This window comes from Amphibiibacter pelophylacis, assembly GCF_037688875.1.
In the GTDB taxonomy this organism is placed as follows: Bacteria; Pseudomonadota; Gammaproteobacteria; order Burkholderiales; family Burkholderiaceae_C; genus Amphibiibacter; species Amphibiibacter pelophylacis.
In genome coordinates this window covers 16,517-27,547 of the sequence record NZ_JAWDIE010000027.1, presented here as the reverse complement: position 1 = coordinate 27,547, position 11,031 = coordinate 16,517, and the positions used below count along the sequence as shown (strand labels likewise).

Sequence of the window (11,031 nt, the reverse complement as noted above, 5' to 3'; positions counted from 1 at the left end):
ATAACGGCGAAGCGGGCTTCATCCATGGGCTGACGCGGCGACTGTTCATGTGGATGATGTCCATGGGCGCGGCGGTCTTCTTCTTCCTGTGGGTCATGGGCATGTTCACCGAGATCAACCCGGTGACGCGCGCCCTGCTGCCCATGAACGCCATCATCCTGTGCGGCACCACGGTGCTGATGCTGGTGGCGCCGCAGCGCCAGGAGCTGTGGATCCAGGTGGCCGTGGGCTCGCTGGCCGTGCTGCTGCCGGTGCTGCTCTTTCTGGGGCTGCAGGTGCAGCCGCTGGGACGTGAGATCTATTTCATTGCGCCCATCGTGCTGTGGATGCCGCTGCCCTTCATGATCGTGTTTTTCCTGTTCGAGACGCGCAAGGCGATACGCTGGTGCGTGCTCCTGTTCATCGCCAACATCGCAGCGGCCTGCGTGCCGGTGTTCATCCTGCTGCCGGACCTCGTGCGCACCAATGTGGGGCGCCTGGTCATCACCTCGCTGCTGTCGCAGCCGGTCTACATGGCGGTGCTGATCGCGTTTTCGGCGCTGCGCACCCGCCACATCCAGACCGAGGCCGTGGCCACGGCGTTGCGCCGGGCGGCCGAAACCGACGGCCTGACGGGTTTGCTCAACCGGCGGCGCATTCAGGAGGACATCCAGGCGCTGCTGGACCGTCTGGCGCAGGGCGGACCGACGATGGGGCTGATCATGCTGGATGTGGATCATTTCAAGCGCATCAACGACAGCCACGGGCACTCGGTGGGCGACGATGTGCTGGTCAAAATGGCGGCCATTCTGGAAGGCCAGCTGCGCCCTGACCAGCGTGTGGCGCGCTGGGGCGGCGAGGAGTTCATGATTCTCGTGCCCGGCGCCTCGCTGCTGACGCTCAACGCCATGGCCGAGCGCCTGCGCATGGGCATCAGCACCGCTGCCTGGCCCAAGGGGGTTGCGGTGACGTCCAGCTTCGGTGTGGCCGAAGCGCGCTTTGACGAAAACTACCTGGGGCTGCTCAACCGCGTCGATGCGGCACTGTACGAGGCCAAAAAGCAGGGCCGCAACTGCGTCGTGGCCGACGGGCTTGCGACCGGCGTGTCGGCCCCACGCTTTGATGCGCAGACCACCACTGTGCCTTGCAGCACTGTGGATGAGCTGCCCAGCATCATCTGCTGAAAGCGCGCTGGGCCGGGCGTCTGCGCTTCAGCTGTCGAAGCGGCGCCGGCTGGTGGAAATCGACATCAGCATGCCCATGCCCATGCCCAGCGTCACCATGGCAGTGCCGCCATAACTCACCATGGGCAGCGGCACGCCCACCACGGGCAGGATGCCGCTGACCATGCCCATGTTGACGAAGGCGTAGGTGAAGAAGACCAGGCCCAGCGCCCCGCCCAGCAGGCGCGAGAACAGCGTGGGCGCCACGGCAGCGATGTACAGGCAGCGCGCCACGATGCACAGGTAGATCACCAGCAGCACCATCACGCCGGTGAAACCAAACTCTTCGCTGAAGGCCGCGAATATGAAATCGCTGGTGCGCTCGGGGATGAAGTGCAGGTGGGTCTGCGTGCCCTGCATGAAGCCCTTGCCGTGCAGCCCGCCTGAGCCGATGGCGATCATGCCCTGCAGGGTGTGAAAGCCGCGCCCCAGCGGGTCGTTGTTGGGGTCGAGCAGGGTGCAGACGCGGTTCTTCTGGTAATCGTGCAGCACCACCCAGTCGACGCCGGGTTTGCAGATGTCATCTCCGGCCAGAATGAGCGCCGTGATGCCCACCCCCGCCAGCAGGATCACCGGGATGATCAGCTTCCAGGACAGCCCGGCAAAGAACATCACATACAGGCCGGACGCCAGGATGAGCAGCGCGGTGCCCAGATCGGGCTGCTTGAGCACCAGCGCCACCGGCACCAGCAGCAGCGCACTGGCGATGCCGTAATCGAAGAGGGTTTTCGCGCCCTCGCGCTTGTGGAACCAGAAGGCCAGCATCAGCGGCATGGCGATCTTGAGCAGCTCGCTGGGCTGGATGCTGGTGAAGCCGACATTGAGCCAGCGCAGCGCGCCTTTGCGCGAAATGCCCAGCCCCGGCACCATGACCAGCAGCAGCAGCAGCACGCCAAGGGCGTAGAGCGGCAGCGCGCACTGCATCAGCCGCGCGGGCGGCACCTGCGCGATCGCCAGCATCAGGATGGCGCCCAGCACCATGTTGCGGCTCTGCTGACCAAAGCGCTCGCCGTTGTCGTAACCGGCCGAATACATGATGGTCAGACCGACCGTGCACAGCACAATCAGCGCCAGCATCAGCCAGAAATCAAAGCCGATCAGCGTGTGGCGCAGGCGGTCCGCCCAGTGGCGGTTTGAGGGCAGGGCGCTGCTCATGGCCGGGCTCCGGGTCGGCCTGCGGCGACAGGCGGTTTGGGCGTATGGGGCGCTGTTTTGTCCGTGGCCCTGTGCGCGGCCTTGCCGCTGGCGCCCGGTACGCCGGGGTGGGGCGGCAGGGCGTGGCTCAGCGGCAGGAAGGGCCCGGGTGTGTCGGGTGCCACGGGCACCGGTGCCTGGTCAGGGGCGTCGCTCAGGGCGACATCGCCCGAGGCGGTGGTGACGACCGGCATCGAGGCCAGCTGCGTTTCCTGCGGCAGTGGCACGGAATCCGCCGGGATGTAGCCCCCGCTGGCACCGCTGCGGCCGCGTTGTGTGGCGGCCATATCGGCGGCATTGGGGTAACGGCCCAGCAGCACGTAGTCGAAAATGCGCCGTGCAATCGGCGCAGCCGACAGCGCGCCAAAGCCCGCGTTCTCGACGATGACGGCCACCGCCACACGCGGGGCTTCCAGCGGCGCGAAGGCCATGTACCAGGCGTGATCGCGCTTGCGCTCGGCCACGCGCGCGGCGTTGTATTTCTCGTTCTTGCCCACGTCAGCGGCCTGCGCCGTGCCGGTCTTGCCCGCGCTGCGGTAGGGTGCGCCCCGGAAGACCTGGGTCGACGTGCCGGTCTGTGTCACGCCATACATGGCCTGGCTGATCAGCTTGACGCCGTAAGCCGGCAGTTTCAGATCGACCGCCGGGCTGGTGATGGCCTGCGTGCGTCCGGTGGACGGGTCAGTCAGCGACAGCCCGATGCGCGGCTCGTGGTGCAGCCCGCCTGAGGCCAGAATGGCCGCGGCGTTGGCGACCTGCAGTGGTGTGAAGCTGTTGTAGCCCTGGCCGATGCCCAGCGAAATGGTTTCCCCGGCGAACCAGCGCTGCTGTTCGGGGCGGCGGTAGGTGCGTCGCTTCCATTCGGTCGAAGGCAGCACGCCCTTCAGCTCGCCGCGCAGGTCGATGCCGCTGCGCTGGCCAAAGCCAAAGCGCGAGAGCTGGTCGTGGATCAGATCGACGCCCATCTCGTTGGCCAGCGAGTAAAAGTAGACGTTGCTGGATTTGATGATGGCGCGTGTCATGTTGACCGCGCCCAGGCCGTGGCTTTCCACGCTGCGGAAGCGGTGGTTGCCAAAGACGAACACGCCCCGGTCCATGATGGTGGTGTTGGGCGTGCGTTTGCCGGTGATCAGCGCGGCCATGGCCATGAAGGGCTTGTAGGTCGAACCCGGCGGGTACAGGCCCTGGATGGCGCGGTTGAGCAACGGCTTGTCCAGCGAGGTGTTCAGCCGGTTCCAGTTGTCGTAATCGATGCCATCCACAAACAGGTTCGGGTCGAACGACGGGTTGCTGACCAGCGCCAGCACCTCGCCGTTGCGCGGGTCCAGCACCACGGCCGCGCCCCGGCGGCTGCCGAACATGCGCTCGATCATTTCCTGCAGGCGGATGTCGATGGACAGCGTCACCTTCTCGCCCTGCACCGGCGGCTGGCTGCGCAGCTTGCGCACGGCGTAGCCCGAGGCGGTGGTTTCGATTTCCTCGAAGCCGGTCTGGCCGTGCAGGACTTTCTCGTAGCTCTGCTCGATGCCTTTCTTGCCGATGTGGTCGGTGCCGCGGTAGTTGGCCTGGTCTTCGGGCGTCCAGCTGTCCTCCATCACCTTTTCGTCGCGCTGGCTGATGCGGCCGATGTAGCCGATCACGTGCGCGCCGACCTGGCCCATGGGGTACTGGCGGAACAGCCGCGCCTGCACCGTGACGCCCGGAAAGCGGAACTTCTGCGCGGCAAAGCGTGCGACCTCGTCGTCCGTCAGGCGCGAGCGCAGCATCACCGGCTCGAAGTTGCGGCTGTCGCGGCGCAGGCGCTGGAAGCGCGTGATGTCGCGTGGCGTGATGGTGATGATGCGGCCCAGGTCGGCGATGGTCTGCTCCAGATTCTCGACCTGCGCAGGGACCACCTCCAGCGTCTGCGCCGAGAAATTGGTGGCCAGGACGACACCGTTGCGGTCCACGATCTGGCCACGCGTGGGCGGAATCGGCACCAGCGTCAGGCGGTTGGATTCGGCCTTGAGCTGGAAGGCCTCGTAGCGCTGCACCTGCAGCACGTACATGCGCCAGCCCAGCAGGCCCAGGCCAAACAGGACAAAAGCCAGCGCCGCCCACACCCGCGTGCGGTGCATGCGCCCTTCGGCGTCTCCGGCCTTGAAATCAAACATGGGTGGCCCGGCGGTGGGCCCGGGAGAAGGTCTTCATAGCGGACGGTTCTTGTCGCGGTCGGGAGGGCGGCGCTGTGGCATCAGCAGCAGCCAGCTCACCAGCGGCCACAGCAGGGCCTGGAAGAGCGGCGCCAGCAGAAAGCTCCAGCCCGGCGGTGTGCCGCCCGAAACCAGCCTCACCCCGCCAACCAGCACATGGGCGATGAAAAACAGCGGCAGCACCTGGACGCTCTGCAGCGCCAGGCCAAACAGCGGCAGGCGCTTGTCCACCAGGCTGGCCAGGTAAGCCAGCAGCGCGTAGCACAGGCTGTGCTGGCCCAGGATGGAGCCCGCGTTCACGTCCAGCACGATCCCGGCGACAAAACCCAGCGCCACGCCCACATACCGCGGCTGGTGCAGGCACCAGAAGAAAAAGACGATGCCAAACAGGTCGGGCACGGCCGGCTGGCGGCCCAGCGGCACCAGGTTGGCGACCAGAGCGAGTACCAGCGACACCCAGATGAACAGGGGGCTGGCGGGCAGGAGCAGTTCGTTGCGGGCCATGGATCAGGGCTGGTCGATGCTGGTGGCTGAGCCGGGCGTGCCGGGGCGGCCCATCAGCACGTCCTGCGCGACCGAATGCGCGCCCGGCGGCGGCGGCTGGACGGCGGGGGCGTTGATCAGGGGCTGGCGCGGGTCCAGCACCAGCACGTGGCGCACGCCGTCCAGGTTGGCGTAGGGCTTGACCACGATACGGGCGAAACCCGCGTTCTCGCGCCGGTCGATGCTGATCACGGTCCCGACCTTCAGCCCGGCTGGGAAAACGCCGTCCAGCCCGCCCGTGACCCAGGGGTCGCCCACCTGGACGTCGGCGTTGCTGGGCAGGTAGCGCAGATCCAGGCGCGCCAGATCGCCCGTACCGTACAGCACGGCGCGCTGCTGGGTGCGGGCGTTGACCACCGGCGTGGTGGCCGAGACATCGACCTCCAGCGTGACCTCGCTGGTCAGCGGATAGACCTGCGAGACCTGGCCGATCAGGCCGCTTTCGGTGATGACAGGCGAACCGATCTTCACGCCCTGGAGCTGGCCCTTGTCGATGACCAGGCGGTGCGAGAACAGGTCGGGCGCGTCATACATGACTTCGGCCGCGCGGCTGGTGATGGGCAGGTTGGGGCGCAGCTCGAGCAGCGCGCGCAGGCGGTCGTTCTCGCGCAGGATCTGCTCCATGCGGTTGCTCTGCTCGGCCATGCGCGCCAGTTCGGTGCGCAGCTGCGATTCCTCGCTGACCACGCGGTTCAGGCCCTGGACGTACTCGGTGGAGTTCGACCAGATGTCGACCGGCTTTTTCAGGGCGAGCTGCACCGGCAGGATGGTCGTGGCCACGAGCGAGCGCAGCGGCTGCATCACGCCAAAGCGCAGGTCGGCCACCATCAGCGCCAGCGAGCAGGCGATGAAGAAAATCAGCTTGCTCAGCGGCGAGGCGCCACGGCGGAAAAAAGGCGGGGGGCTGGAGTGCAGGGTATCCAAGGCGGGACCCGGTGACAGGCCTGGTGGGCGGAGCGCAGGCGCCCCGCAGGCGCCAGCTTATTCCGATGTGAAAATGGACCCGAGGCGCTCCATGCGCTCCAGGGCGATGCCGCAGCCGCGCACCACGCAGGTCAGCGGCTCTTCGGCGACCAGCACCGGCAGGCCGGTCTCTTCGGCCAGCAGGCGGTCCAGGTCGCTCAGGTGGGCGCCACCGCCGGTCAGCATCATGCCGCGTTCGGCGATGTCGGCACCCAGCTCGGGCGGCGTCTGCTCCAGCGCGTTCTTGACGGCGGAGACAATCTGGTTGAGCGGGTCGGTCAGCGATTCGAGGATCTCGTTGCTGGAAATCGTGAAGCTGCGCGGCACACCTTCCGACAGGTTGCGACCCTTGACTTCCATCTCTTTCACTTCGGGGCCAGGGAAGGCCGAGCCGATCTGCTTTTTGATGGCCTCGGCGGTGGGTTCGCCGATCAGCATGCCGTAGTTGCGGCGGATGTAGTTGATGATGGCTTCGTCGAACTTGTCGCCGCCGACGCGCACCGAGCCTTTGTAGACCATGCCGCCCAGCGAGATCACGCCGACTTCGGTCGTACCGCCGCCGATGTCAACCACCATGGAGCCCGACGCTTCGGACACCGGCAGACCGGCGCCAATCGCGGCGGCCATGGGTTCTTCGATCAGGTAGACCTCGGAGGCGCCCGCGCCAAGAGCCGATTCGCGGATGGCGCGGCGCTCGACCTGGGTGGAGCCGCAGGGCACACAGATGATGATGCGCGGGCTGGGACGCAGCACCGAGCGCGGATGCACCATCTTGATGAACTGCTTGAGCATCTGCTCGGTCACGGTGAAATCGGCGATCACGCCGTCTTTCATCGGACGGATGGCTTCGACGTTGCCTGGCACGCGGCCCAGCATGGCCTTGGCTTCACGGCCCACCGCCTGGATGGTTTTCTTGCCGTTGGGACCGCCCTCGTGGCGGATGGAAACCACTGAAGGCTCGTCCAGAACAATGCCCTTGCCGCGCACGTAAATCAGTGTGTTCGCGGTGCCCAGGTCTATGGCCAGGTCGGTGGAAAGATAACGGCGGAAAGATCCAAACATAGGGCGAAAACCGGTGATAAAACAGGGTGTTGGCTGTGAAGGCCAGATCAGGCTGCGGGGCTGGAACAAGGCGCTTGAAGCCCATTGATGAACCAGTCCGCCAACAGGCAAATTAGCCTGAGATAATAACCCATTGGCGTTGGCTTTGACCCGCCGTTTTGTGCTTTGCGGAGAGATTTATGAGTGCCTCGCTTCTGGACAGGGACGATGTGTCGCGTTTGGCGCAACTGGCCCGGCTGCAGTTCACACCTGAGGCGTCCCAGCGCCTTCAGGACCAGATGAACGCCTTTTTTGCCATCGTGGAACAGATGCAGCAGGTGGACACCACTGGCGTTGCGCCGCTGTCCACGCCGCTGGCGGCCAGCCTGCCTCTGGCGGGCCAGTCGGCCGACCTGCGCCTGCGCGACGACGCGATCACCGTGGCGCCCCACGGCGAGACGCAGCTGGCCGCCCACCTGCGCAACGCCCCGGCGCGCAGCGAGGGCCTGATCCTCGTCCCGCCCGTGATCGAATGAGCCCCAAGGAATCCCCCATGACTTCTTTCTCTTCTGACTCATCCGCGGGCCTGCTGACCTCGGTGCAGGACCAGCACCAGGCGCTGGCGTCCGGCCAGACCAGTGCGGTCGAGCTGTGCCAGGCGGCCCTGGCGCGCATCGCGGCGCACGACGATCTGGGCGCTTTCCTGCACGTGGATGCCGAAGCGGCGCTGACTGCCGCCCGGGCCAGCGATGCGCGGCGCGCCAGCGGCGCTGCGCGCGGCGTGCTGGACGGCATCCCGTTGGCGCACAAGGACATTTTTGTCACCCGGGGCATGCCCAGCACGGCCGGATCGAAGATGCTGGACGGCTATCTCAGCCCTTTTGACGCCAGCGTGGTCGAGCGTCTGGCGCAGGCCGGTGCAGTGAGCGTGGGCAAGCTCAACTGCGACGAGTTCGCCATGGGCGGCAGCAACGAGCATTCGGCTTTCCGCCCAGCCATCAACCCCTGGAGCGCGCCCGGACAGCCGCTGATCCCCGGCGGGTCGTCGGGCGGTTCGGCGGTGGCCGTGGCGGCGCGTCTGCTGGCGGCCACCACCGGCACCGACACAGGCGGCTCGATCCGCCAGCCGGCTGCGCTGTGCGGCATCACCGGCATCAAGCCGACTTACGGGCGCTGCCCGCGCTGGGGCATGGTGGCGTTTGCCTCCAGCCTGGACCAGGCGGGGCCGATGGCGCAGACGGCCTGGGACTGCGCCGCGCTCCTGCAGGCCATGAGCGGCTTTGATGAGCGCGATGCCACCAGCGCGCCGCTGCCCGTGCCCGACTGGCTGGCCGAACTGGCCCAGCCCGTGCACGCGCTGGCCCCGCGTGGCACAGCGCAGCAGCCGCTGGGTGGCCTGCGCATCGGTCTGCCCAAAGAGTTTTTCGGCGACGGTGTGCAGCCCGAAGTGCTGGCCGCCACGCAGGCCGCGCTGGCCGAGTTGCAGCGCCTGGGCGCCGAGCTGGTTGATATCGCCCTGCCGCGCACGCCGCTGGCGATTCCGGTCTACTACATCATCGCCCCGGCCGAGGCCAGCTCCAACCTCAGCCGTTTCGACGGCGTGCGCTACGGCCACCGCGCCGACAGCCCGCGCGATCTGGCCGAGCTGTACACGCGCTCGCGCACCGAGGGCTTTGGCGAAGAGGTCAAACGCCGCATCATGATGGGCACTTACGTGCTCAGCCACGGTTATTACGACGCCTACTACCTGCAGGCGCAAAAGCTGCGCCGCATGATCGTTGATGATTTCCAGGCCGCTTTTGCGCAGTGCGATCTGATCGCCGGGCCGGTCAGTCCCACGGTGGCGCGCGCCCTGCACACGGGCGAGGCGGTGGACAGCGATCCGCTGCAGGACTATCTGGCCGACATTTTCACCCTGCCGGCCAGCCTGGCGGGCCTGCCCGGCCTGAGCCTGCCTGCGGGCCTGGGGGCGCAGTCCGGCCTGCCCGTCGGCCTGCAGCTGATGGCGAACTACTGGCAGGAGGGCGCGCTGCTGCACGCGGCGCACCTGCTGCAGCAACACACGGGCTGGCACCGCCTGGCGCCCGCCGGTTTTGAAGGGAGTGCCGCATGAGCGCCGCACTGCACACAACGATCACAACGACCACAACACCAGCGGCCGAATTCCCGCTGGCGTCGAGCCAGGCGCCGCTGGTGCGCGGTTACGAGGTCGTGATCGGGCTGGAGATCCACACCCAGCTGCGCACGCACAGCAAGATTTTCTCCGGCGCTTCGGCGGCTTACGGCGCGGCGCCCAACGCCCACGCCTGCGCCCTGAGCCTGGCGCTACCCGGCACGCTGCCGGTGCTCAACCGTCAGGCGGTCGAGCACGCCATCCGCTTCGGCCTGGCCATCAACGCCGCGGTGGCGCCGGTGTCGGTGTTTGCGCGCAAGAACTACTTTTACCCCGACCTGCCCAAGGGCTACCAGATCAGCCAGTTCGAGCTGCCGGTGGTGCAGGGCGGACGCCTGTTCATCGATGTGGACGGTCAGACTTTCCTTGTGCCGCTGACGCGCGCTCACCTGGAAGAGGACGCGGGCAAATCCATCCACGGCCAGTTCAGCGACGATCAGGGGCGACCTTGCACCGGCATCGATCTGAACCGCGCGGGCACGCCGCTGCTGGAGATCGTCTCCGAGCCCGAAATGCGCTCCAGCCGCCAGGCCGTGGCCTACGCGCGCGCCATGCACACGCTGGTGACCTGGCTGGACATCTGCGACGGCAACATGCAGGAAGGCAGCTTCCGCTGCGACGCCAACGTCTCGGTGCGCCGCCCCGGCGGGCCGCTGGGCACGCGCCGCGAGATCAAAAACCTCAACAGCTTCCGCTTCCTGCAGCAGGCCATCGATTACGAGATCAACTGGCAGATCGACAGTCTGGAAGACGGCCACGCCATCCAGCAGGCCACGGTGCTTTTCGACCCCGACACCGGCGAAACCCGCGCCATGCGCAGCAAGGAAGATGCGCACGATTACCGCTACTTCCCCGACCCCGACCTGCCGCCGCTGGTCATCGCGTCCGACTGGATCGAGCGCGTGCGCGCCGCCATGCCCGAACTGCCTGGCGACATGGCGCAGCGCTTTGCCCGCGAGGACGGCCTGCCCGGCGACGCGGCCGCTGCCATGACGCAGAACCTGGCGCTGGCCCGCTTTTACGAGGCCACCCGCGATGCCGCCCGCCTGCTCTCGCCCGCTCACGCGCAAGGCGCGGCCCGCGCCGCAGCCAACTGGCTGATGGGCGAAGTGGCCAAGCGCCTGAACGCGCAGGACCGCACCCTGGCCGACGCGCCCGTCACGCCGCAGACGCTGGCGGCTTTGATCACCCGCATCCAGGACGGCACCATCTCGAACAACGCGGCGCGCCAGGTGTTTGACGCGCTGTGGAGCGGCGAGGGTGACAGCGTGGACGCCGTCATCGAAGCCAAAGGCCTGCGCCAGATGAACGACAGCGGCGCCCTGCAGTCCATCGTGGACGCGGTGCTGGCGGACAATGACAAGCTGGTTCAGGAGTACCGATCCGGCAAGGACAAGGCCTTCAACGCCCTGGTCGGACAGGTGATGAAGGCGAGCAAGGGCAAAGCCAACCCGACGCAGGCCAATGCGATGCTGCGCGAGCGTCTGGGCTGACATTTGAACTGCGCTTGCGCCGAAAAATCACGGACATAGACCGCCTGGCCTGCTACAATCTGCGGTTTCCTGCGATGGCCGGGAAATCATGGCTGCACGCCGGGTCCGCCCGACAGACCACCATGGCGCGCAACACCCGAGAGGCTGCCGAAGCATAAGCAGCACCGAGGGGGCCGGCGGAATCTTCCTCCTGCGGCGCGTTTTGCCATTGTTTTGATCCACAGAAAACC

9 protein-coding genes are annotated in these 11,031 nt (G+C 67.0%); 4 read left to right on the top strand and 5 right to left on the bottom strand.

Annotated features, from left to right (window positions below; genetic code table 11):
* Positions 1-1,163, top strand: a 1,163-nt coding sequence (locus tag RV045_RS13525; RefSeq protein ID WP_423236323.1) for a GGDEF domain-containing protein, incomplete at its 5' end; no start/stop codon positions are given.
* Positions 1,164-1,190: 27 nt separating this feature from the next.
* Here the strand turns inward: RV045_RS13525 and rodA are convergent.
* Genes rodA through RV045_RS13500 form a run of 5 tightly spaced genes read right to left on the bottom strand, consistent with a single transcriptional unit; the run spans position 1,191 to position 7,156 of the window.
* Positions 1,191-2,357 (bottom strand): rod shape-determining protein RodA, encoded by a 1,167-nt coding sequence (gene rodA / locus RV045_RS13520; protein WP_423236322.1) that lies wholly within the window; start codon positions 2,355-2,357, stop codon positions 1,191-1,193.
* A complete protein-coding gene (gene mrdA / locus RV045_RS13515) occupies positions 2,354-4,549 on the bottom strand; it encodes a penicillin-binding protein 2 (RefSeq protein ID WP_423236321.1) in 2,196 nt (731 codons plus the stop codon). Before mrdA ends, rodA begins: the two co-directional genes overlap by 4 nt.
* A 33-nt stretch (positions 4,550-4,582) precedes the next feature.
* Positions 4,583-5,092, bottom strand: coding sequence for a rod shape-determining protein MreD (gene mreD, locus RV045_RS13510; protein ID WP_423236320.1), 510 nt, complete (start codon positions 5,090-5,092; stop codon positions 4,583-4,585).
* A 3-nt stretch (positions 5,093-5,095) separates the two neighbouring features.
* Positions 5,096-6,055, bottom strand: a complete 960-nt coding sequence (gene mreC / locus RV045_RS13505) for a rod shape-determining protein MreC (protein ID WP_423236319.1) — start codon at positions 6,053-6,055, stop codon at positions 5,096-5,098.
* Between the two features lie 57 nt (positions 6,056-6,112).
* Positions 6,113-7,156 (bottom strand): rod shape-determining protein, encoded by a 1,044-nt coding sequence (locus tag RV045_RS13500; RefSeq protein WP_423236318.1) that lies wholly within the window; start codon positions 7,154-7,156, stop codon positions 6,113-6,115.
* 179 nt (positions 7,157-7,335) lie between these two features.
* Between RV045_RS13500 and gatC the strand changes: the two genes are divergently transcribed.
* Genes gatC through gatB form a run of 3 tightly spaced genes read left to right on the top strand, consistent with a single transcriptional unit; the run spans position 7,336 to position 10,801 of the window.
* Complete coding sequence (gene gatC, locus RV045_RS13495) at positions 7,336-7,671, top strand: Asp-tRNA(Asn)/Glu-tRNA(Gln) amidotransferase subunit GatC (RefSeq protein WP_423236317.1); 336 nt, start codon at positions 7,336-7,338, stop codon at positions 7,669-7,671.
* Positions 7,672-7,688: 17 nt separating this feature from the next.
* The gene (gene gatA, locus RV045_RS13490; protein ID WP_423236316.1) at positions 7,689-9,248 is read left to right on the top strand and encodes an Asp-tRNA(Asn)/Glu-tRNA(Gln) amidotransferase subunit GatA; all 1,560 of its coding nucleotides are present in this window, start codon (positions 7,689-7,691) and stop codon (positions 9,246-9,248) included.
* Positions 9,245-10,801, top strand: coding sequence for an Asp-tRNA(Asn)/Glu-tRNA(Gln) amidotransferase subunit GatB (gene gatB, locus RV045_RS13485; RefSeq protein WP_423236315.1), 1,557 nt, complete (start codon positions 9,245-9,247; stop codon positions 10,799-10,801). The genes gatA and gatB overlap by 4 nt, the downstream gene beginning before the upstream one ends.
* Positions 10,802-11,031 lie beyond the last annotated feature (230 nt).

Bases quoted from the DNA above. Each gene is read 5' to 3' on its own strand.
- gatA (WP_423236316.1), top strand. From the start codon at position 7,689: ATGACTTCTTTCTCTTCTGACTCATCCGCGGGCCTGCTGACCTCGGTG.
- rodA (WP_423236322.1), bottom strand. From the start codon at position 2,357: ATGAGCAGCGCCCTGCCCTCAAACCGCCACTGGGCGGACCGCCTGCGC.
- gatB (WP_423236315.1), top strand. From the start codon at position 9,245: ATGAGCGCCGCACTGCACACAACGATCACAACGACCACAACACCAGCG.
- mreD (WP_423236320.1), bottom strand. From the start codon at position 5,092: ATGGCCCGCAACGAACTGCTCCTGCCCGCCAGCCCCCTGTTCATCTGG.
- RV045_RS13500 (WP_423236318.1), bottom strand. From the start codon at position 7,156: ATGTTTGGATCTTTCCGCCGTTATCTTTCCACCGACCTGGCCATAGAC.
- mrdA (WP_423236321.1), bottom strand. From the start codon at position 4,549: ATGTTTGATTTCAAGGCCGGAGACGCCGAAGGGCGCATGCACCGCACG.
- gatC (WP_423236317.1), top strand. From the start codon at position 7,336: ATGAGTGCCTCGCTTCTGGACAGGGACGATGTGTCGCGTTTGGCGCAA.